The following is a 21,427-nucleotide window of genomic DNA, read 5'->3' as shown; positions in this document are numbered from 1 at the left end:
GCCTTCACCCCCAACCGTCTTTACTATCGCAAACCAGCGTCTTTGCCCGTGAGCAGCTGAGTGGCGCCCCCGGCAGCCAAGCTGGCAGCACCCGCGCCGCCTGCGGCTGTAGTCGCCGAGTCTTCCTTCGTGCCGCCATCCGCACCCTGCTCGGTGGCATCAACCGACTTTGGCGGCTCATAGCCGCTAGGATAAGCCTCTACCAGCGCTTCCTCTGTGCCATCCTTGAGGCGAACCGCCCATACCGGAATGAACCGCAGCCGTTTGTCATCCACCGGCGCCGCTTGAAGCGCCGGGAACAAAGCCGTTACCTCATCGCGTTTCCTGTAATTTCCGAGCTTATTTTGCAGCTCATCGCCGCCAGGCAGCCACCGGACATTACGTGATTCCGATTGTGGGGCGAGTGTAATAAGCGATCTTGCATATTCCGTCACGACCCCTTGCTGCAAGGTCAGCTTCATATATCCATAGCGGAACGGCGGCATCTCAATGACCGGATACTGCTCGACGTACTGTTTAAAGCGAATATATTTGCCTTCCTCGCCCGGCATTGCATTCACAAACCGGTGAACGCCATCCCAGCCGCCATGCTGATTCACAAAGTCTACCGAGGCGTACACGTTGTCGCTGAGCAGATTCTCCGTAATTTGCGGCGCGCTTGGATCGGTATAGCTAATCCACTTGCCATTTTGCTCCACCTGCAAGCCCCGCTTGCCGTCGGTATAGATCTGCGAGCCGCTTCGGTCCTCGATCGCTCTCGTTGTGCTTGGATCAAAGAACACTCGCTGCATCAGATCCGGCGAATACGTTTCATACGGGAATACCATTTCCTTCGACTGAATCGGTACTGCCGGAAGATAGAGACCGTCCTCCGTCATCGTATACTTTGGCTGGAATTGCCCAAAGCCTACATAATCCTGCACGTCGCGGACCGTTAGATCCGCACGAACCGACTCATATACCATTTGATCGTCCGCACTAAAGAAGAAGGTCCGAACTTCCTCAGAGCCTGTTGTCTTAAAAATCCAAATCCGATCAATCGTCTCATTCAAAAACAGCAGATCGCCCTCCAGCTTAAGCAGCTTTTGCAGCAGCTCAACCGGAATCCCGTTATCGAACCGCAGCTCGATGCCGATATCGTTTTTCCGGATCTCCTCCCAGTTCAGCACGTCCGAAGGGTTCCGCTGGAAGCCCTTAAATTCTCTACCCTGAATCCGCTGATTAAGAATCATGTCATAGAACTGCGTGCCCGGGTAAATGACCGTATGCTTATTGCCGCCCAGATGAATAACGAGCTCCTCTGGAAAAATAACGCTCTCCACGCTCGTCGGCGGTCCCATCGGCTCCGCATTCACATAATCCTGGTCGCTTCTTACCGTCGCGCCAAGGCCCGGCATGCTGTAAGCGAGCAGATAGCTTTGCAGAAGGCTAAGCGCTACTAGCACAATGAGCGTTGTCGTCTTTATCTTTTCCTTCATCAAAGCTCACCCCCTTCTTGCAGCAGCGGGAGGGTGAATGTAACCGCAGTTCCCTCATTCAGCTCGGAAGAGAGGGAAATCGTACCGCCATGCGCCTTCACAATTTCCCGGGCAATCGAAAGCCCGAGTCCTGTGCCGCCCATATTGCGCGAACGAGCTTTATCCACCCGATAGAAGCGGTCAAAAATACGCGTTAAATCCTTTTTCGGAATACCGATCCCGGTATCCTTCACGCTGATTGCCAGCAATGCCGAATCGGCCGGCCTCTTCGCCGTTAACTCAATCGTGCCACCGTCCAGCGTATATTTGATCGCATTGGAAAATAGATTATCCAGCACTTGATCGATTTGATCGCGGTCGAGCCAAGCGGATTCAAGCCCTTCGTCGACCCGAACCTTTGCTTTAATCGACTTCTGTCTAAGCTGGAACGAAAACCGGTCAGCCACTTCGTCGAGCATATCGTGCACGTTAGTCTGGCGGCGCCGAAGCGGTGCTTGATTTGAATCGAGGCGCGACAAGTGCAGCAGATCGGTTACGAGCCTAATCATCCGCTCGGTTTCATTGCGAATGACGCCAACAAAGCGCTCTGACAGCTCCCGCTCTTCAAGCGCGCCGTCATTAAGCGCCTCGGCATAGCTCTTGATCGTCGTAAGCGGCGTCCGCAGCTCATGCGAGACGTTCGCAACGAACTGGCGGCGCGACTGCTCCAGCTTCTCTTGCTCGGTTACGTCCTGAAGCACCGCAATCGTACCGGTCGTTCCTTTGTCTCGGCGATGGATAGGCGTAAACGTTGCCCGCAGCAAACCCTCATTGCCCTCGCTAATCTCCTGCTCATCGAAATTGCGCTCAATAAGCAGCGTCTGGCCCCGGCCTTGCTGCAGCTCTTCCAATCTTTGCTCCGACAGGTCGAACAGCTCCGACAATGCAAAGCCTTCACAGGATCGTACGTCCAGCAGCTCAAGCGCCCGCCGGTTCCATACGATTACCTTGCCATTCTCGTCTGCCGCTACCACGCCATCGCTCATGTTGGAGAGAATTGAAGCGAGCTTCTCGTTTTCTTCTTCATTAACGGATAAAGCTTCCTTGAGCCGAATCGTCATATCGTTAAAGGCTTTGCTCAAGCTGCCGATCTCGTCATCGCCAAGCACCGGCACCTGAAGATCAAACTTTCCTTGCGCAACCGCCTCCGCTTGCTTCGTCAGCCCTTGAATCGGACTTGTAATCGTGTGGGCAAGCAATACGCCGAGCACCCCTGTAAGGCCAAGCGCAATCAGCGTGCCCGAGAAAAAGATTTGGTTGACCCGGTTCACTGTCTTATACAGCTCGTTCATGGACGCTACGACATACACGACGCCCACGACCTTGTTGTCGTTAATCGTTACCGGCTGCGCAATCATCTTCATGCGCGTATTGTCTTCATCTATAATTTCTTGCTCGTTATCGGTAATATTTTGGAGCGCCCGGCTTACGGCAAGCGATTTGTTCTTCTTCCCGATGTACGACTGATTGCCTTGAACGGAGGTCGCTACCACCTTGGCGTTTGAGTCCAGCACCTGTACCTCGGCGCCGCTAATACTAAACAAATTTTGAACGACGAGGCTAAGATCCTCCGTCGTGCTCTCCGCGGAATCGCCTTCCGTGTCGGGCTTAGCCGCTAAGCTGGGAGCCGCGAATTTGGACAAAATATCTGCCTGCTCCTTCAAATTGCTTGTGAAGCTATCAATCAACGAATTTTTGACGGTGCTTATAAAATAAACGCCGATGAGCTGCATCGCCACCAAGATGAGCAGCAAATAAATAATGACCAGCTTAACCTGAATCGTACGGAAGAAGCTCTTTCCCTTCATCCTTAACTGAGGCCCCCAGACTTGGAGTTGCGCATCATGTAGCCAAGACCCCGCCGGGTCATAATGTACTCGGGTCGGCTAGGATCATCCTCGATTTTCTCGCGCAGCCTGCGGATCGTCACGTCGACCGTTCGCACGTCCCCGAAATATTCGAATCCCCATACCGCCTGCAGCAAATGCTCGCGCGTCATTACCTTGCCGCTGTTGCGTGCCATGTAATAGACAAGCTCATACTCGCGATGGGTCAGATCCAGCGGCTCGCCGTCTTTATAAACCACATACATATCCGTATCAATAAATAAGTTAAACAGCTTAAAGCCCTGCTGCTCTTGCTCGGCCGGAGCCTCCGATGCGCCGTTATTGTCTTCGCCGGAGCCTGCGGGCTTCTGCTGCCTGCGCAGATGTGCCTTCACCCGTGCCAGCAGTTCCCTTGTGCTGAACGGCTTCGTCACATAATCATCCGCGCCTAGCTCAAGACCCAGCACCTTATCAATTTCCGTATCTTTCGCCGTTAGCATAATAATCGGCATTTGCAGCTTGGTTCTCACCTCGCGGCATACGTCCATGCCGTCCTTCACAGGAAGCATCAAGTCTAGCAAAATCAGATCCGGCAGCTCCTCAAATGCAAGCCGTACCGCTTCTCCGCCGTCAAAGGCGCAGATGACCTGATGGCCTTCCTTTTCCAAGTTAAACTTTATAATATCTGCTATCGGCTGCTCGTCATCGACCACTAATATTTTTCCGTGCATCGCTACACCCGCCCGTCGCTTGTCCTTTTTTGATTACCTTCTATTTTAGCACACGTTATCCATTAGTTCACAATGAAACTTCCCTCATGTTAGCAAGGTTTTTCCTGTAGTGCTCTAAGCCGCAGAAATAAAAAAAGAGAATCGCTTCGCAGTATGCGAAAGTGATTCTCTTGGATTGAAATGGGGTATGAAATTATAAGTACTTTAACGGATTTTGCAAAACGCCGTCCTTATGCACTTCAAAATGTAAATGAACGCCAGTCGAGTTGCCCGTGCTGCCCATAATGCCGATCGTATCGCCTTTTTCGACAATGTCGCCTACGCTCGTTTTGTAAGAGCTTAAGTGGCCGTAAACGGTTTTGTAGCCGTTCTTGTGGTTCACGATAATCGCCTTGCCTAGACCCGGCTTCGTGCCGACGAATTCAACTACGCCTGTGTCCGCTACATGAATGTTCTTGTTTCCTGTAAGATCGATGCCGTTATGCATCCGTCCCCAGCGTTTTCCGAACTTGCTGGTCAGTCTGGAGCCCGAAACAGGCATCGCAAAATTTCCTGAGCCTTCGCCCAAAATAACCTTAGTGCCTCGCTCAACGATTTTTGGCTTGGCTTCTTTGATGACTTCCTTCGTAAGCAGCTCTTCGGTTACGACATAACCGTTTTGCTTCACGATGCGATAAGTCATGCGCTTAGAGCCTGCTGAACCAAGCGAAATCGTATTCGATTCGCCAACGCGCATGCTTGCATTTTTCTTGATTTCAACCGGCGGCTCGATCGTTTCGACCTCTACTAAAGTCTCAACCGTCTTCACCGTAAGCTCCGGCTGGAGCACCGTCAAATCGAGAACGTCGCCAATTGTAATTTTATCGTCCTTAATCCATGCATTGTTCTTATAAATAACCTCTGGTGAAATATCAAACTTCTGCGCGATACAGCCGACGCAATCGCCTTCTTGTACCGTATATTTTGTCGGTTGGATGCTGCCTTGAACGAGCATCTTATAAATGGCTTCCGCTTCCATGATCTGCTCCGGATCGGTATCGATCGACTCCGTCATAACGGCCTCGATAAATTCGACCTCCGTTACCTCACGGCCAGGCACCTTGGATGCAGCCTTCGTATCCTTCGCCGGCACAGCCGCTTCCTTCGCGTCGAACGAGAGCGACTTAACTTCCTTTGAGCTCTTCTTTGCTGCGGCAAGCTCAGGCGCAAACTTGCTTTGTACACGAAGCAAGACCGCATCTGCCGTTTGCTGGTCTTTCACAATTCCGATTACTTTGCCGTCAACCTTCACTTCAACGCCAACCGCGTGAGAAGTGAACATTCCCTCCAGCTTGTCCAACGTAACGTCCGTTTCAGGCGTTCCTTTGAAGGCGCTATCGGCCTCATATGTAATCGTACCCGTATCAAGCACCATATTAATATCAGGGTTAGCTTTCTGCACTTCTTCGGTTTCTAACAATACTAGCTGCTCTACTGCTTCTGGATCGCTTACGGTCCCAACAGCTGTTCCATTCATATATACGTTATAAAATTCGACTGTGTTTGCTTGGACATATTGGATTCCGCTAAATCCGGCTACTGTGAGGAGTACGAGAGCCCCGCCCGCTAGCTGAACCGGCTTCTTGCGCCAAAATGGCGTCTTTGCCTTGCCGCTTGCGGATTGTTGCTGAGTCTTGCCATTCAAGTGTTGCGATCGGTCATGCCGAAAGTACTGGATCGCTTGATTCCATACCTTCTGAATCCGACCTTGGTCCCTGAAAACGGTCATGATTGTCTCCTTTTCGCGCTTATGCAACTTTTTTTCCGGTTTCCGACATTAAAAAAAGACGAATTATCCTGTCGGATCACTCGCCTAATACTTTAACATATGCCCAACAATTGGAGCAACCTTTACCCTATCTTAAAAAAATTAATATTTTTTCAGAATGTCCATCATCTGGCCGTATTCCGTCTTGTCGAGATGCTGTGCCATTATTTGTTGAATCGCTGTCAATTCTTGCTCTGTCAGGCCATTTTCGATATATTGAGATATTGTTTGCCATGATTCCTGCGGCAGTTTAGTCATCAATAATCCGAAGAGCGCCTCTTTGTCCGTATCGCTCATTTGTTCCTTTACCTCGGTCAAATCATCTGTCGTCATCGCCGTCTCGGTATCATCGGTGCCTGCGGTTCCCTCCTGTACCTCACCGCCGTTCGTCGCAGCGCCCCCACCTGCCTGCGTGCCGCCTCCAATGCCAATATCTGTTAGCGGCGGCTCTGTCACTTGGCCAAACGCATCTACCGACTCTGGAGGGTCGCTCTGCTCATTCGTATCCGCTTGCGTGTCCGGCGACTCTTCTTTAGCATCCGGTGTCGCTTCCTTAACAGGCGGTGTCTCTTCTTTCCCTGCCGTATCGGCCGTTATGAGCGGATCTGCTCCCCAAAGCTTCCCCCATACGCCTGTCATCGCCATCGGCGGCACTTCAAGCGGCAAATTAAACTGTTTCAGCAGCGTATCTACATAACTCGTTACAATATAACCCGTCGTCCATATCGACAAAAAGCTTAATATCAGCCCCGCCGCAACTAGTTTTCCGAGCCATCCGATCTTTTTCAACATCCTTACACCAACCCTCTCAATCAGCAGCCGGACCTTCCTTTTCTATAGGCTGCTATTTCCCATAATCTGTTACATACTATTATGGTCAAGTTTAGAGAGAGACATTCCCCCTGCGGGCTATATGACAAACAAAAAAAAGGATGACCCGACGGGCCATCCTTAGTTAAGTTCCTATTCTATTCGTAGATCGGACGAACGGGATTCGTTTGCTCGCGGTTGCGTCCTACCGAGAAAATCGCAATCGGAATGCCAGTAAGCTCGGATACGCGGTTCAAGTAGTTGCGTGTATTTACCGGAAGATCGTCAAGCGTTTTTGCGCCGGAAATATCCTCTGACCAGCCTGGGTGCTCCTCGTAGACCGCTTCGCACTCGGATACCATTTTCAGGCTTGCCGGGTAAGTTTCGATAACCTCGCCGCGCAATTTGTAGCCCGTGCAAATTTTAACCGTTTCAAGACCGGTCAAAACGTCAAGCGAGTTCAGGGATAGGCCCGTAATACCGCTGACGCGGCGCGCATGGCGGACAACGACTGTATCGAACCAGCCAACACGGCGCGGACGGCCCGTTACCGTACCGTATTCATGGCCTTTGTCGCGAATAAGCTGTCCGATTTCGTTATCCTGCTCCGTTGGGAACGGGCCGTCGCCTACGCGAGTCGTATATGCTTTGGCTACGCCGATAACTTGCTGGATCTTCGATGGACCAACGCCTGAACCGATACAAACGCCGCCTGCCGATGGGTTGGAAGATGTTACGTACGGATAAGTTCCTTGGTCGATATCAAGCATAACGCCTTGAGCGCCTTCGAATAGTACCTTCTGGCCCGCATCGATTGCATCGTTCAGCACAACCGAAGTGTCCGTTACATATGAACGCAATACTTCTGCGAAACCAAGATAGTCGCTTACGATTTTATCTGCATTAAGCGGCTCTCCGCCGTATACTTGCTCGATCAGTTGGTTTTTCTCAACGATAATGCTGCGGACTCTTGATTCGAATTCCTCAGCATCCATCAAATCGGCGATACGGATACCGTTGCGCGCTGCTTTGTCCATGTAGCAAGGGCCGATCCCTTTGCGTGTCGTGCCGATTTTGTTATCGCCTTTGCGATCCTCTTCAAGACCGTCAAGCACGAGGTGATAAGGCATGATGACATGCGCGCGATCGCTAATTTTCAAATTGTCCGTTGAGAAGCCATTGTCATGAATATAGTTGATTTCTTCGATCAGCGCTTCCGGATTAATAACCATTCCGTTACCGATGACGCAAGTTTTATTATGATTAAAAATACCCGATGGAATCATCGTCAATTTATATTTTTTGTTATCAATAAGGATCGTGTGTCCGGCATTGTTTCCTCCTTGGTAACGAGCGACGACGTCGGCTCCCTCTGCCAAGTAATCAGTGATTTTGCCTTTACCTTCGTCTCCCCACTGTGTACCAACAACAACAACCGTAGACATAATTATACCCCCGTCCGGTGTTTATAAACACCGAAAATTACCGTCAAAATGCTGTAGCACGAAATTCCCTTCAACAAAAGGCTTCGTGTTACCAGTCAAAAGACAGCATTAATAGTGTAGCAGTCCATCTTCGAGAAGTCAAACTAAAAAACGAACAATTGCATAGCTACCCCTGCAATTGTTCGGATATTCATGATGCTTGCATCGGATCCTGATGCGCGCGATCAATACTTACGAATTTATTATATTTTTTCAGAAAGACCAGCTCTACCGTGCCTACCGGCCCATTCCGTTGTTTGGCGATTATAATCTCGATAATGTCTTTTTTCTCGGACTCTTTATCGTAGTAATCATCCCGGTATAGGAACGATACGATATCGGCATCTTGCTCGATCGATCCCGATTCCCGAAGGTCAGACATCATCGGACGTTTATCCTGCCGCTGCTCAACGCCCCGGCTAAGCTGCGAGAGCGCGATAACCGGAACTTCAAGCTCACGCGCAATTTGCTTCAATGTACGCGATATTTCAGATACCTCTTGCTGCCTGTTCTCGCCCGCTTTGCCGCGGCCGGAAATAAGCTGCAAGTAATCGATTAGAATCATGCCAAGCCCTTTTTCCTTTTTCAATCGGCGGCATTTGGCGCGAATCTCGGCAACCGTAATACCTGGGGTATCATCAATAAAGATTTGCGCCTCGGATAGCGAGCCTATCGCCATCGTCAACTTCTCCCAGTCGTCGCCCTCAAGGTGGCCCGTCCGCATCCGCTGCGCATCAACATTCGCTTCTGCGCAGATCATACGTTGTACAAGCTGAGCGGCTGACATCTCGAGACTGAAGATCGCAACGGTCTCACGGGCACGGACACCTACGTTTTGAGCAATATTAAGCGCAAATGCCGTTTTTCCTACGGAAGGACGCGCAGCAACGATAATAAGGTCACTCCGCTGGAAGCCTGCCGTCATCCGATCCAAATCGGTAAAGCCCGACGGAATCCCGGTCGTGCCTCCCTTATCGGCGTACAACTGCTCGACCTTCTCGAACACTTCCATCAACACGTCGCGGATGGAAATAAATCCGCTGCCTGAGCGGCGGTTCGAAATTTCAAGAATCTTTTTCTCCGCGTCGCCGAGCAGAACGCCAACATCCTCCGAATTCGCGTAACCATCGGATACGATGTTGGTTGCTGTTCGGATCAAGCGCCGCAGCATCGATTTTTCTTCGACGATCTGCGCGTAATAATCAACGTTAGCCGCCGTCGGCACGGAGTTGGCCAGCTTCGCCAAATAACTGACTCCGCCTATTTCTTCAAGCAAATGCTGATCCTGCAAATGCGCGGTCAATGTTACGAGGTCAACCGGCTGGTTGTTCTCGGCAATCTCGACCATCGCTTCATAAATTTGTCGGTGAGGACCGCTGTAGAAGTCTTCGCTGCGCACCCGCTCCATCGCTGTAATAAGCGCTTCCGCTTGCAGCAATATCGCTCCGATGACAGCCTGTTCAGCCTCTAAGTTTTGCGGTGGAACACGGTCAAACATCAGCTCTGTACTCATGGGTCCCTCCTGTAAGCATAAGCTTGGGTTTGCTATGCAAACCTCCGCCTACTTTCTATTCCTCGGAAGCCTGAACGCTCAGCTTCGCTTTTACTTCAGGGTGAAGCTTAACAACAACCTGCGTAACGCCAAGCGTGCGGATCGGATCTTCCAGCTCGATTTTCCGTTTATCGATTTTAATGCCTTGCGCGGCCAGCGCCTCGCCGATTTGCTTGCTTGTAATAGCGCCGAACAATCTTCCGCCTTCGCCAGCTTTGGTTTTGATGACAACCGTCATCTCTTCCATCTTCTTGGCAAGCGTCTCAGCATCTTCTTTTTCTTTCTCCTTGCGCTTTTGCTCCGAAGCATTCTGAACCTCAAGCGTCTTCAGGTTGCCGTCGGAAGCCAGCTTCGCCAGCCCTTGCGGCAATAGAAAATTGCGCACATACCCTTCGGATAGCTCCTTCACTTGCCCTTTTTTCCCTTGTCCCTTAACATCCTTCAAAAAGATCACTTTCATTCAAATAACCCCTCTTCCGTTTCAATTTCGTCCAAAACCCGCTTCAGACGTTCGGCTACTTCAGCCACTGTTCCTTCAAGCTGAGCGGCAGCATTCGTCAAATGTCCGCCTCCGCCCATTCTCTCCATCACTACCTGCACGTTCATATGGCCCAGCGAACGAGCGCTTATGCCAATCAGCCCGTCAGGCCGCTCCCCAATGACGAAGGAAGCGAGTATATCTGTCATATTCAGCAGCGTGTCCGCCGATTGCGCGATGAGCAGCTGCGAATATTTTCGACCGCTTTCCGTTACAGCAATCGCCACATGCTCATAGAGCACCTCGGCATGCTTAATAATTTCCGCCTTGCGCACATACTCTTCGAGATCTTCCTTCAGCATGCGCTGAATCATCATCGAATCCGCCCCGTTTCGGCGGAGGAACGAAGCAGCCTCAAACGTACGGGCTCCCGTACGCAGCGAAAAGCTTTTTGTGTCTACCGTAATGCCGGCAAGCAGCGCTGTCGATTCCCTTACGTCAAGCACGACGCGATCATGAATGTATTGAAGCAGCTCGGTTACGAGCTCACAAGTGGATGAAGCATACGGCTCCATATACACGAGTATTGCATTGGCGATAAATTCCTCGCTGCGGCGGTGATGATCCACTACCACGATACGTTCCGTCTGCGTAAGGAGTTTCGGCTCCTTCACCATCGACACCTTATGCGTGTCGACGACTACCGCAAGCGACTGCGGCGTAATTAGCGCGGAGGCCTGCTCCGGCGATACGAACCGCTTCGACAGCTTCTCATCTTCCTTGATTAGCTCCATCATTTTCTGAATCGCCGGATTGACGCCTTCAAGCACGATGTAAGCCTCTTTGCCAAAAAGCTGTGCTGCCTTCATCACGCCGATCGCAGCGCCAATCGCATCCATATCGGGCATCTTATGCCCCATAATGACAACGTTGTGGCTCTCGCGTATGAGATCCCGCAGCGCATGGGCAACTACCCGCGCACGCACGCGCGTCCGCTTCTCTACCGCATTGGACTTGCCGCCGTAGAAGGACTGGCGGCTTCCGACCTTAACAGCCGCTTGATCGCCGCCTCTGCCGAGCGCGATATCAAGGCTCATATGCGCCCATTGGCCAAGCTCAATAATGTGCTCGGCGCCCGCCGCGAAACCTATGCTGAGCGTAACCGGTATTTTGTGATCGCCGGTAATCTCTCTAACCTCGTCAAGCACAATGAATCTGGATTGCTCCAGCTGCTTTAGCGTCTTCTGGTCCGTCACAAGCAGAAAGCGGTCGGACGTCAGCCTTTTCAAATAAATATGAAATTTTTGCGCCCATTCCGTTATTTCTGTCGTGACCTTGGAGAGCATGGAGCTGCGCTGATGATCATCGAGGCCTTGCGTCACTTCCTCAAGGTTATCGATCATAACAACGCCAAGAACAAGCTTCTCATCATCGTATTTCCGGCCAAGCTGCCAGCGCTCCGTAATGTTCTGAACGTACAAGATCCGTTCCTTTGGCTTAAAGATCAGCTGGTACACCGAGGAGCCAATGGTCGCTTCGATGATGCCTTCCCGCTCCTTCACCTGCTGCAAAGACGGAAACAGCTCCGCAAGCGGCACGCCGATTACGGTTTCCCGCTCCAAGATTCCTGCAATATAAGGATTATGCCATTCTACAGTTCGATCTTCGTTATATAAAATAATGCCGAAAGGAAGCTCGTTCACGACATCGTTGCCCGCCTTCTTAACTCGATAGGACAATGTGCCCAGATACGATTTAAGATCTTTGCGGAAAGCCCGCTCCGCCATTACGGTATAAAATAAAACTCCGCCAGTAAGCAGCAGCCCGAGCAGCCCAAGGAGCCACTCGAACCAGGCAAGCGCCACCGACATGAGCACCATTAATACGAAAGCCCATATCTGATGCATCCCGTGCCAACGTGTTACCAAAAACTTAGGCATTTCCAATCCGCTCCTGTGCTATGGTTTCGTAAACGACTTACGGATTGGAAAAGCGGTATCCAGAACCCCAATTAAGCTTAGCGGCGGGATCAAAAGCACCGGAATCGCAATAAGGACCGGCACCGCTTTATTCCATCCTCGCTGGTTCGCAAGGAAAAAGAAAAATCCGACAGCCTGAAACGCAAAAACAAAACTAAGCAGAGGAACCAAGTTCATCAAAGCGACTGCAAAAAAAGAATCGCTCGTCCGCGACGCAAACAGCTCCATCACATAAGTGAGCAAGTACAAAACAACGAGCAACCTTGGCAGACGCCAATCCTTGGCACGTGTAAACCTTGGAACCTCAGGCCCTCCGCTCCACTTAACTGCCCTGCGGGCGATGAACTGCGTAACGACGGTCAGTCCAAATGCGATCATAATAAAGGTAACCGGAATCGAATTGATCATCGTGTGGATCACGATATCCGTCAGCCCAGAATCCCATCCCGCAGGCATGACATTTTGCGCCAATAGATCCTCTACCGATGACCGTACAAACGAGCTTAATTCTTTAAGGAGCGAAATATCGAGGAACACCTCGAATATAAGCAGCTCCAGCATCAATTGAGCGAGAACCACGACGCCGACCGTCCGTACTACCCTTGAGGCAGGCGCTTGCTTCATATACAAGTGGCCCATCACAATGGACGGAATGAGAAAGAACAATCCAATAATAAGTGTAGCCGGTCCACCGATAAAAAACGCCAACACCCATACGGGAATCAAATGCAGCGCAAACGACTTGGGCGGCAAGGTCGTATAAAGCACGACATACGGCACCATAAGCAGCAGCATAGTAATGACGTTAAAGACCGGTACGAGAAGAGACAATAATAATAAGAGTGCCGCACAGCTCCACAGCACTGGTTTCAAGCCGGTTTTCAAACCGTTCACCTCTTGCTTATATAATCTGGTTTCTTACGAAACTTTTACAACTCATTATAGCATAAAAGCTCAACATATCACGTACATTCCCACTTGCTCGCTCTTAGGATGGACACCCGCTGTGCTGCTCATACAAAAACAAAAAGACGGAACAGCAACCCCATTCCGCCTTAACTTCTTATTATAATGCCCTGCGCGCTTTGAAAATAGTACCTCAAGACCACTCGCTTTGCCGACGTTTAATTATTATCCTGCAGCACGTTATGCTGCTCCATAATGATTTTTTGGCAGTAATCGATAATTTCGCTCCTGCGGACAATGCCGATAAAACGATTCCGGTCATCGACGACAGGAACAAAATTTTGCAGCTTTGCGAGTGAGATCAGATCATCCATATTCGCGTCGATGCGCACCGTTTTATTATTCATCCGCAGCGGTACATCCATAAGCTTCACTTTATTCGACTGCTCTAGCGTCAGGTCGGCATGATCCTTGATGTACCAGAGCAAGTCGCCTTCCGTAACCGTGCCGGCATAGCCGCCGTCATCATTAATAATGGGCACCGCCGTGTAGCGGTGGTATTCCATTCTCTCGAGCGTCTGCCTAAGTGTTGTATCCTGCGTTAAACATACGACATCCTGCTTCGGCAATAAAAAAAACGCAATATTCATCTACATAACAACTCCGTCCCGTTTGCTCTTTCCTTTGCTTCTTATGCCATAGGCAGCAGACGGACCGGAGCAAGCCGCATTACTGCTGCTTTGACGTAGTCTCGCTGCTGGAAAGCGTCCCTGTGTCTTTCGGTTTGTTCTCATTGTACTTATCCGGCAAAATAAGGCTGGACGCAGGCGTGTCTGCGTTTAGCCAGTTTTTAATCATCGCCTGTACCTTCGCCAAATCATCATCATCGGCAAAATAATACCATGCTCCGCCATTCTTCAAGCGATGTCCGCTGCCTAGCAGCGAATGGCTGTAGATTTTCCGCTCTTTCGCCTGCAGCATGCCTTGGCCTAAGTCGATAAGCTGCTGCGGACGCATGTCCGTACTAAAATTGTCGCCCATAATATCCATGAGCTGCGGAATCTTGGACCATTGATTCAATTGCTTGGCTTTATCCATAAGAAGGCCTAAAAAAATCTGATGACGCTCCGTACGATTAATGTCCCCGCCAGCGTCCTCCCGGTATCGGACATAGTTAAGCGTATCTTTACCGTTATAGCTCTCTTGGCCAGCTTTGATAACAAATTTCTCATGATCGGGATCATCGTTGACCATATCCTCTTCGATAGGAAGAGCGATTCCGCCGAGCGTGTCAATGACATTGCGGAAGCCTTCAAAGTTAATAGAGGCGTAATAATTAATAGGCGCGTCTAAAAACTTTTCTACCGTATTCATGGCCATTCCTGCTCCGCCGAAAGCGAAAGCATGCGTAATTTTATCTTCTTTGCCCTTCCCGACGATCTCCACATACGTATCGCGCGGTATGGAGACCATTAACAGCTCGCCGTCGTTCGGACGAACAACCGTATATATCATCGTATCCGAGCGTCCGATTTCTTTGCCGCGTTGGTCAACGCCAAGCAGCAATACGGAGAACGGGTTCTGCTTCTTATCTATTGTACTAACCGGAATGGGTTCCCGTCCATCGATCGGTTTATAAGATTGTTCTAATTGTTTTTCGACATGACCTTGCAGGAACCAGTCAAATCCAAGCGAGGCCAATGCCCCACGGTTGAAAAAACCGGCAACGATAAGGATAACGACTGCGGCAGACGCCGTATATAACCATTTGCGTTTATTCATAAATAATGAATTCTCCTATCCTTTATATACTTTTATAAATTGCCTTCTCAGTTTAGACGATAAAATGTCGAAACAGGTTACAAAACTTTTACAACGAAATGTTACCAAATTTTGATATTATTTTATTAAACCAAAAAGGTCTATTGACTTTCGATGACGAATACAATCATTGCAAGTATATGTCAAATAGAAAGGGTGAATATTGTGAACTTACCTCCTTCCATTCAGCCGGACAAATCATCAACTGGTCTGGACCCTAAGGTAGCAGGCTTGCTTTGTTATCTGGGAGGCTTTGTTACCGGTATTATATTTCTTATCCTCGAGAAACAAAGCCGCTTCGTCAGACTGCATGCCGTGCAATCCATCGTCGTATCCGTAGCGCTCATCGTTCTCAACATTTTGTTAGGCTTCATTCCTATCCTCGGCGCCATTGTCGGTTTTCTGCTTACGATTGTCGGCTTCGTCTTGTGGATCGGACTCATGCTGCTTACCCTGCAAGGAAGACTTGGCAAGCTGCCCATTATTGGCGACTGGTCGGAGCAGCAGGCGAATAAATTTTAATCTTTTTCTGCTCAAAAATGGGACGGCCTGCCGCCGTTCTTTTTTGTTCAACGTACAAGTTCATATGAACTATTCATTAAACCGTACTTATGATCTCGTAAACGCGAGAGATTGGCTAATAATGAACTATTGCCCCCTTAAAATCGGTTTTATTGCCCTATTGCAGCCTTTTATCCGTCATTCAGCGGTTTGATGAATTGGCTGAAAGTTCGTACTATTAAGTGACTGCTAACAAAATTCGATTAAAAAGGATTGTGAACATTAATTATGGGTATAGGACTTAATCTATTTTTGGTTGCTTTACTGGTTGTGTTAACCGCTTTTTTCGTAGCTACAGAATTTGCTATCATCAGACTACGATCCAGCCGCGTTGACCAATTAGTCGTTGAAGGGAAGAAAAACGCGCTTGCCGTTCAACGAGTAATAAGTAACTTGGATGGTTACCTGTCCGCCTGTCAACTCGGCATTACCATTACAGCACTCGGTCTTGGTTGGCTAGGTGAGCCTACAGTAGAGAAGATCCTTCTCCCTCTATTTAATCAATGGGAATTAAACAATGAGCTTAGTCATATTTTATCGTTTCTTATCGCATTCGTCGTTGTTACCTTTATCCATGTCGTCATTGGTGAGCTTGCGCCAAAGAGCTTAGCGATTCAAAAAGCGGAGCAAGTCAGCTTTGCGGTAGTTAGGCCTATCATCTTCTTCTACAAAGTTATGTACCCTTTCATCTGGGTGTTGAACGGCTCTGCCAACGCTTTAGTTCGCATGTTTGGCTTAAAGCCCGCAACGGAGCATGAGGAAGCTCACTCCGAGGAAGAAATTCAGATCATTCTTAGCGACAGCTTAGAAAGCGGCAAAATCAATAATACGGAATACGGCTATGTAAACCGAATCTTTGCTTTTGATGAAATATTAGCCAAAGAAATTATGGTTCCGCGTACCGATATGTCCGTCCTATATAAGAACAATACGCTTCAAGAGAACATGGCGATCATCCGCAAGGAGCAATATACGCGTTTCCCGGTTGCCGGTGACAGCAAAGACAATATTATTGGGATGATCAATACGAAGCAGCTGTTTCTTCAATATCAAGTAAACAAAGAAATTGATTTTCAAACGCTTATTCAGCCCGTTATGTCTGTTTCTGAGGCGCTGCCCGTTAAGACGCTCCTGACCAGAATGCAGCAAGAACGCGTCCACTTTGCGATCGTTGTTGATGAGTATGGCGGTACATCCGGACTTGTCACCATTGAGGATATATTGGAGGAAATTGTCGGTGACATCAGAGACGAGTTTGATGCCGATGAGCGCAAGGATATTGAAATGCTGTCCGATACCTCATACCTGCTGGACGGCAAGGTTTCCCTCACCGAGCTTGGTGACCTAATCGGTACGGAGCTTGAGCATGAGGAAGTCGATACGGTGGGCGGATGGTTGTATAGTGAGATGGAGGATGCCAAGCCGGGCAAGCAATTCGGCTTCCACAACCTAACCTTCACGATTCGCGAAGTCAGCAAGCATCGCATCAATAAGGTTGAGTTAACGATCGCTCCAAATGATAAAATACTCAAGCCTGAGGTTGTATAACGAACAAAAAAGACGGTGTCTGATGACATCGTCTTTTTTGTTGCCAGGCGTATGGTGATATCGGTTAAGGGAACGCTATTTAAAAAAAGTTCAAGGGAGGAATTTCTGATGTGGGTGAATATCATCTTCGGATTCATCATTCCTTGGCTCGTTGCCTTATACCTCGTTCGAAAAAGCCCTAAGACCTCGCTGTTGATTTATCCCGTCGGTGCTCTTGTATCGATGGCTATTAACTCGCTTGGCTTTCAAATGCGATTTTGGGACTTCACGCCCCTCATTCCTAATGATGAATCCGTCTCCGCGCTGCCGCTCGATCTTGGGCTGTATCCGATCATTGCTTGTTTCATGATATGGACCATTATGCTGCATCGGAATAAGACAGCGCTTATTCTTTTCCTTTTCGTTCTGTTCACGACGCTGCTCGAATATGTGGGGCTGTTGATTGGCAAAGTAACGTATGGAAATGGATGGAATATAGGTTTTACATTCCTCTCTTACCTCCTAGCTCTAGGATTCGTTTATATTTACTTTAGAATCCTCGAGCGATTCCGTTTATTATAAGGTCTTCTCTAAGCCCTCTTCTTCCTTGTAGATCGACGAGCGGTTCTTGAACCATTCGAACAAATGAATAATCACTACCTTCAATACGGCGTATCCCGGCACCGCCAGCACGATCCCAGCCAGACCGAACAGGTTACCCGCCGTCAAAATAACAAAAATAATGGTGATCGGGTGGATCTGTAAGCTTTTGCCCATAATTTGCGGCGAGATAAATTTGCCTTCAATAAACTGGACAATCGTCCAGATGACGATCATTTTCAGCAGCATGACAGGTGAAGTAACAAGTGCGACAATCAAGGCCGGCGATATCGCGATTGCCGGTCCTAAATATGGAATGACGCTTGTGCAGGCTGCAACCAAAGCAAGGACAAGCGAGTATTCAAGCCCTATGACCAAATACCCCACGTACAACAATAGCCCGATGCAGAAGCTGACAATAATTTGTCCCCTAATATAGCTGCTGATCTGACCGTTCATCTCGGCCATAATCCGTTTCGTCTGCGGCTGCAGCTTATTAGGCAGGAACGATACGATCGCTTGCGGCAGCTGTTTTCCATCCTTTAACAGATAGAATAAAATAAACGGCAGCGTTAAAACCGCGAGAAGAACCTCCTTGAATGCCCCTACAAAAGAACCTAAGCTCGATAAGGTTTTGTTCAGAAGCGAAGTGGCTTGCTCTGTAATATTTCCTGTCAGCTTCGCAGGATTCAAATTAAACCATTCCTGGATTTGAAGAAAGCTGCTGCTGCCCATAAAATCCTCAAAGTTCTCCCGCAGCTGCTCCCCGTATTTCGGGAAGTTGTGTACGAAGCTTACGGCTTGGCCATTTAATATCGGAATAACCGTAACCAATAAGATCGTAATCAGCCCTATGCCCAGCAGGAAGAGCCCGATGATGGAGAATACCCGCTTGACACCCTTTCGCTCCAAATAATCGACGATCGGATTCAATAAATAATAGCCGATTCCCGCCAAGATGACTGGCAGCAGAATCGTTTTGATGAGAACCGTTAATGGCGTAAAAATGTAGGAGATTTTTGTGAAAACCATAATATTGAGCCCGACGAGCAGCAATACAAGCAGGAACAACACAAATTTATTGTTTAAAATAAACTTTTTGAACCGCTCGGTTCCTGTTCTGGCATTTTCCATGATGACGTACCCCTCTTTCTTCTCTTTCAGGTCATTATTTTCATTAATTGTAGCATTACGGCAAACGAAATTGCGAATGGCACCCATTCCGCAATTTGCTTGCAACTATTTTCATCGGCTTCGCGTATCATTACTTATGTGAATCAAAATCCTAGGAGGGATTCCATTGTCTATATTTAAACGACTGCGTGACCTTACGTTATCAAATGTTTACTCACTTATCGAGAAAGCCGAAGATCCGATTAAGCTCACAGATCAATATATACGCGACATGCAAGAAGATCTATCCGATGCAGAGAAAGCGGTAGCCGCGCAAATCGCCATCGAGAAGAAATTCAAACAGCTTTATGAAGAGCAAGCGCAGCTTGTGGAGAAGCGCGGCGAGCAAGCGCATCTTGCGGCACAATCCCAAAACATCGATCTCGCCAGGCGCGCTCTAGAAGAGAAGAAATCAGCTGAACAGAAGGCTGCTGAATACCAAGCTAATTTTAATCAAAACAAATTGCTTGCGGATAACCTTCGAGGCAAGCTGGATGAAATGCGCAAGCAGCTAACTGAGCTCAAGAACAAGCGCGAAACGCTTGTTGCCCGTTATAATGCCGCCAAAGCTCAGACGGAAATCAATAAAGCGATGTCAGGCTTCGGTACGGATTCTGCGGCTGCCGGCATGAAGCGTATGGAAGAGAAAATGCTGCAAATGGAAGCCCAAGCCGAAGCGGGCAACGAGATTAATGCCAAAGGCAAATCGCTTGATGATGAGTTCGAGAAGCTAGGCAAAGACAAAGCGGTTGAGGACGAACTGGCCGCTCTAATGAAGCAATACGAGAAGCAATAAGTTCTTCCAATTAACTAACAATTATTGTATAGTATGACCGCTGGTGTTACAAATCGGACTGCCGGTTTTAACGGAAGCGGTCATTTTTTTCTAAACTTGAAACTTTGGAGGAATTAACCATGTCTTGGATTGATCTCATTCGGATTCCGATTTGGACGGGTGCAGGCGCAATTTTATTAGTCATTATTATGTTTCTTGATTCTCGCTTTACGAAGTACAACGATTTGCAGGAAATAAAAAACGGCAATACCGCAGTCACGACCCGTTTCGTGCTGAAGCTGTTTGCGCAAGCGTATATTTTATCCCAGTCGATCAGCAAATCAAGCGAAATGTGGGAAGCGCTCGTCATCTCACTCGTCTCCTTTGTCCTCCTGCTCGTGCTGGAGTGGATTGTCGAGAAAGTCGTCATTGCGATAAGCGGCATGAAGCTGGAGCAAGGCATTCATGAGGGCAAGGTCGGATACGCATTGTTCGCAGGCTCGCTCCATGTGGCTGGTGCGTTAATCATCGGATCTATTTAACTTTTTAGAAGGAGAATACAAGATGAGCTTGTTCAAAAGAATCAAAAACCTGATTACGCCGGCAGAGCCTCCTATCATTGAGAAAAGCATCATGACATTATCGCCTGGCGATGTGTGCGAGGTCTCCTTAGTTACCTATAACATAACAGGCAGAACTCATAATCGAGCCCGCAATGCGATTGTTCTCACGCTTCAAGATGGGATATCGATTCGTTATTTGACCATTGAAGAACGGGAAAGAACCGTTTATGCGCTGTATGACTCGATTGATGGACGGCTGGATTCCATTGACGAGGTGCCTACCATTTTGGAGCTGGATGACCGTACTTATCATATGGAGGAGCAATTCTCAGGATTCATCATAGCAAGCGGCAAAACGCCTTACATGCAGGGAGGCGAACAGCATGTCTGGCAATACCAGTCGGACGATATGAAGCTTTTGCGAATCGAATGGCAAGACGGACGCTTCATGCTCTATGAAGGAGAAAGCGTTCTGCCTGCCGATGTACGCGTGCTGAGCGGCGGATAGGAGGAATACGATGAACAAATGGTGGCATCAGTCGATTAAGTACCTGCTTCTCTTTAGCTTTATCATTCCTCTTCTCACAGCTTGCGCCGTTTCGGACACGGTTAAGGAGCAATATCCGTTAGAATCGGTCAATGGCTCAGGCAATCAGACCTCATACGTGTATCGCGCCGAGAATCGTCCTGTTCCTGATGTCGCTGCGGATTTTATCGATCAGCGTAATCCGAAGCAGCAGAGCGACGTGAGCACGGAGCGGATGTTTCTCGTTTACTCCGATGAGATCATTCATTTGCAGCAAGCTCCGGACGCGCCGGAAGATACGCTTATCGAGATTGATTCAACGGAATATGTTCGGCAAAATTACAGCTCAAGCTTTCTCCAAGCTTATTTAATAGCTAGCGTACTCGATGATATTTTCGACAAGGGCAAATACGGCAGCGGCAAGTACCGCGGTTATTCCTCCAAAGATAAATACAAGCCGAGTACAACCTACAGAATGCCAACGGTAGAGGATAAGAAAGTTGCCCCGCCCGCAACGGTTAACCGTACAGGTTCCATCTTCAAACGCTCGAAGGATGCTGGCGCATCAACGACGGGAACGACAAGCAGCGGCTCCCAAAAGGGCTCAGGCACGGATGATAATAAGCAGAAAAACTCTATTACGACTAAGCCTCCTGCCAAGGGCAAGATCGTAAAGGATAAGAAACAAAAAAGCAGCTCAAACAAGGTTTACACGAAGCCGCGAACGTCGAAGCCCTCCCTAAAATTTGGCAAAAGTCGAATCACTCGGCGGCGTTAAGCCTTATTGCAAA

General features: G+C 48.8%; 20 protein-coding genes. 7 read left to right on the top strand and 13 right to left on the bottom strand.

Translation table 11 applies throughout. From position 1 onward, the window contains the following. Positions 1 to 23: 23 nt before the first annotated feature. From ADU23_RS09135 to ADU23_RS09080, 12 genes are all read right to left on the bottom strand, one after another. Positions 24 to 1,478 carry a YycH family regulatory protein gene (locus tag ADU23_RS09135; protein ID WP_053373449.1) on the bottom strand — a complete coding sequence of 485 codons (1,455 nt, stop codon included), beginning with the start codon at positions 1,476 to 1,478 and terminating at the stop codon, positions 24 to 26. Continuing rightward, positions 1,478 to 3,325 (bottom strand): cell wall metabolism sensor histidine kinase WalK, encoded by a 1,848-nt coding sequence (gene walK / locus ADU23_RS09130; protein WP_053373448.1) that lies wholly within the window; start codon positions 3,323 to 3,325, stop codon positions 1,478 to 1,480. Before walK ends, ADU23_RS09135 begins: the two co-directional genes overlap by 1 nt. A 2-nt stretch (positions 3,326 to 3,327) precedes the next feature. Continuing rightward, positions 3,328 to 4,074, bottom strand: coding sequence for a response regulator YycF (yycF, locus tag ADU23_RS09125; RefSeq protein WP_053373447.1), 747 nt, complete (start codon positions 4,072 to 4,074; stop codon positions 3,328 to 3,330). 193 nt (positions 4,075 to 4,267) lie between these two features. Further along, positions 4,268 to 5,842: a M23 family metallopeptidase gene (locus tag ADU23_RS09120; RefSeq protein ID WP_053373446.1), complete on the bottom strand. Its 1,575-nt coding sequence runs from the start codon at positions 5,840 to 5,842 to the stop codon at positions 4,268 to 4,270. Between the two features lie 141 nt (positions 5,843 to 5,983). Further along, entirely contained in the window at positions 5,984 to 6,673 is a 690-nt protein-coding gene (locus tag ADU23_RS09115) for a hypothetical protein (RefSeq protein ID WP_053373445.1), read from the bottom strand. Between the two features lie 176 nt (positions 6,674 to 6,849). Further along, positions 6,850 to 8,136: an adenylosuccinate synthase gene (locus ADU23_RS09110; protein WP_053373444.1), complete on the bottom strand. Its 1,287-nt coding sequence runs from the start codon at positions 8,134 to 8,136 to the stop codon at positions 6,850 to 6,852. 190 nt (positions 8,137 to 8,326) lie between these two features. Further along, positions 8,327 to 9,688 carry a replicative DNA helicase gene (gene dnaB / locus ADU23_RS09105; RefSeq protein ID WP_053373443.1) on the bottom strand — a complete coding sequence of 454 codons (1,362 nt, stop codon included), beginning with the start codon at positions 9,686 to 9,688 and terminating at the stop codon, positions 8,327 to 8,329. Positions 9,689 to 9,743: 55 nt separating this feature from the next. Further along, positions 9,744 to 10,187 carry a 50S ribosomal protein L9 gene (gene rplI / locus ADU23_RS09100; RefSeq protein WP_053373442.1) on the bottom strand — a complete coding sequence of 148 codons (444 nt, stop codon included), beginning with the start codon at positions 10,185 to 10,187 and terminating at the stop codon, positions 9,744 to 9,746. Further along, on the bottom strand, positions 10,184 to 12,145 hold the full coding sequence (locus tag ADU23_RS09095) for a DHH family phosphoesterase (protein WP_053373441.1): 1,962 nt from the start codon (positions 12,143 to 12,145) through the stop codon (positions 10,184 to 10,186). The genes rplI and ADU23_RS09095 overlap by 4 nt, the downstream gene beginning before the upstream one ends. A gap of 18 nt (positions 12,146 to 12,163) precedes the next feature. Then, positions 12,164 to 13,069, bottom strand: a complete 906-nt coding sequence (locus ADU23_RS09090; protein WP_063845974.1) for a DUF2232 domain-containing protein — start codon at positions 13,067 to 13,069, stop codon at positions 12,164 to 12,166. A gap of 239 nt (positions 13,070 to 13,308) precedes the next feature. Continuing rightward, entirely contained in the window at positions 13,309 to 13,740 is a 432-nt protein-coding gene (locus ADU23_RS09085) for a CBS domain-containing protein (RefSeq protein WP_053373439.1), read from the bottom strand. A 79-nt stretch (positions 13,741 to 13,819) separates the two neighbouring features. Then, a complete protein-coding gene (locus ADU23_RS09080; protein WP_053373438.1) occupies positions 13,820 to 14,872 on the bottom strand; it encodes an LCP family protein in 1,053 nt (350 codons plus the stop codon). Positions 14,873 to 15,076: 204 nt separating this feature from the next. On the opposite strand from ADU23_RS09080, the gene ADU23_RS09075 reads away from it, so the two are divergent. The 3 genes from ADU23_RS09075 to ADU23_RS09065 all read left to right on the top strand — a co-directional run bounded on the left by ADU23_RS09075 (position 15,077) and on the right by ADU23_RS09065 (position 17,581). Next, positions 15,077 to 15,433 (top strand): DUF4870 domain-containing protein, encoded by a 357-nt coding sequence (locus ADU23_RS09075; protein ID WP_053377548.1) that lies wholly within the window; start codon positions 15,077 to 15,079, stop codon positions 15,431 to 15,433. Positions 15,434 to 15,700: 267 nt separating this feature from the next. Next, on the top strand, positions 15,701 to 17,020 hold the full coding sequence (locus tag ADU23_RS09070) for a hemolysin family protein (protein WP_053373437.1): 1,320 nt from the start codon (positions 15,701 to 15,703) through the stop codon (positions 17,018 to 17,020). A 108-nt stretch (positions 17,021 to 17,128) separates the two neighbouring features. Next, entirely contained in the window at positions 17,129 to 17,581 is a 453-nt protein-coding gene (locus tag ADU23_RS09065; RefSeq protein ID WP_053373436.1) for a CBO0543 family protein, read from the top strand. Here the strand turns inward: ADU23_RS09065 and ADU23_RS09060 are convergent. After that, on the bottom strand, positions 17,576 to 18,733 hold the full coding sequence (locus ADU23_RS09060) for an AI-2E family transporter (protein ID WP_053373435.1): 1,158 nt from the start codon (positions 18,731 to 18,733) through the stop codon (positions 17,576 to 17,578). The genes ADU23_RS09065 and ADU23_RS09060 overlap by 6 nt on opposite strands. Positions 18,734 to 18,899: 166 nt before the next feature. On the opposite strand from ADU23_RS09060, the gene ADU23_RS09055 reads away from it, so the two are divergent. The 4 genes from ADU23_RS09055 (at position 18,900) to ADU23_RS09040 (ending at position 21,414) form a co-directional block, all read left to right on the top strand. Further along, positions 18,900 to 19,568, top strand: a complete 669-nt coding sequence (locus ADU23_RS09055) for a PspA/IM30 family protein (protein ID WP_053373434.1) — start codon at positions 18,900 to 18,902, stop codon at positions 19,566 to 19,568. A 119-nt stretch (positions 19,569 to 19,687) separates the two neighbouring features. Beyond that, positions 19,688 to 20,089, top strand: coding sequence for a DUF350 domain-containing protein (locus ADU23_RS09050; RefSeq protein WP_053373433.1), 402 nt, complete (start codon positions 19,688 to 19,690; stop codon positions 20,087 to 20,089). A 22-nt stretch (positions 20,090 to 20,111) separates the two neighbouring features. Then, positions 20,112 to 20,618: a DUF4178 domain-containing protein gene (locus ADU23_RS09045; RefSeq protein ID WP_053373432.1), complete on the top strand. Its 507-nt coding sequence runs from the start codon at positions 20,112 to 20,114 to the stop codon at positions 20,616 to 20,618. A 10-nt stretch (positions 20,619 to 20,628) separates the two neighbouring features. Beyond that, a complete protein-coding gene (locus ADU23_RS09040) occupies positions 20,629 to 21,414 on the top strand; it encodes a DUF4247 domain-containing protein (RefSeq protein WP_053373431.1) in 786 nt (261 codons plus the stop codon). The last annotated feature ends 13 nt before the right edge of the window (positions 21,415 to 21,427 follow it).

The sequence above is a fragment of the Paenibacillus sp. FJAT-27812 genome, from assembly GCF_001273905.1.
In the GTDB taxonomy this organism is placed as follows: domain Bacteria; phylum Bacillota; class Bacilli; order Paenibacillales; family Paenibacillaceae; genus Pristimantibacillus.
Note: the sequence above shows the minus strand (reverse complement) of the source record. Positions and strands in the feature narration are given on the sequence as shown.

Coding starts and splice junctions, on each gene's coding strand:
- ADU23_RS09135 (WP_053373449.1), bottom strand. CDS start 1,478: ATGAAGGAAAAGATAAAGACGACAACGCTCATTGTGCTAGTAGCGCTT.
- walK (WP_053373448.1), bottom strand. CDS start 3,325: ATGAAGGGAAAGAGCTTCTTCCGTACGATTCAGGTTAAGCTGGTCATT.
- yycF (WP_053373447.1), bottom strand. CDS start 4,074: ATGCACGGAAAAATATTAGTGGTCGATGACGAGCAGCCGATAGCAGAT.
- ADU23_RS09120 (WP_053373446.1), bottom strand. CDS start 5,842: ATGACCGTTTTCAGGGACCAAGGTCGGATTCAGAAGGTATGGAATCAA.
- ADU23_RS09115 (WP_053373445.1), bottom strand. CDS start 6,673: ATGTTGAAAAAGATCGGATGGCTCGGAAAACTAGTTGCGGCGGGGCTG.
- ADU23_RS09110 (WP_053373444.1), bottom strand. CDS start 8,136: ATGTCTACGGTTGTTGTTGTTGGTACACAGTGGGGAGACGAAGGTAAA.
- dnaB (WP_053373443.1), bottom strand. CDS start 9,688: ATGAGTACAGAGCTGATGTTTGACCGTGTTCCACCGCAAAACTTAGAG.
- rplI (WP_053373442.1), bottom strand. CDS start 10,187: ATGAAAGTGATCTTTTTGAAGGATGTTAAGGGACAAGGGAAAAAAGGG.
- ADU23_RS09095 (WP_053373441.1), bottom strand. CDS start 12,145: ATGCCTAAGTTTTTGGTAACACGTTGGCACGGGATGCATCAGATATGG.
- ADU23_RS09085 (WP_053373439.1), bottom strand. CDS start 13,740: ATGAATATTGCGTTTTTTTTATTGCCGAAGCAGGATGTCGTATGTTTA.
- ADU23_RS09080 (WP_053373438.1), bottom strand. CDS start 14,872: ATGAATAAACGCAAATGGTTATATACGGCGTCTGCCGCAGTCGTTATC.
- ADU23_RS09070 (WP_053373437.1), top strand. CDS start 15,701: ATGGGTATAGGACTTAATCTATTTTTGGTTGCTTTACTGGTTGTGTTA.
- ADU23_RS09065 (WP_053373436.1), top strand. CDS start 17,129: ATGTGGGTGAATATCATCTTCGGATTCATCATTCCTTGGCTCGTTGCC.
- ADU23_RS09060 (WP_053373435.1), bottom strand. CDS start 18,733: ATGGAAAATGCCAGAACAGGAACCGAGCGGTTCAAAAAGTTTATTTTA.
- ADU23_RS09050 (WP_053373433.1), top strand. CDS start 19,688: ATGTCTTGGATTGATCTCATTCGGATTCCGATTTGGACGGGTGCAGGC.
- ADU23_RS09045 (WP_053373432.1), top strand. CDS start 20,112: ATGAGCTTGTTCAAAAGAATCAAAAACCTGATTACGCCGGCAGAGCCT.
- ADU23_RS09040 (WP_053373431.1), top strand. CDS start 20,629: ATGAACAAATGGTGGCATCAGTCGATTAAGTACCTGCTTCTCTTTAGC.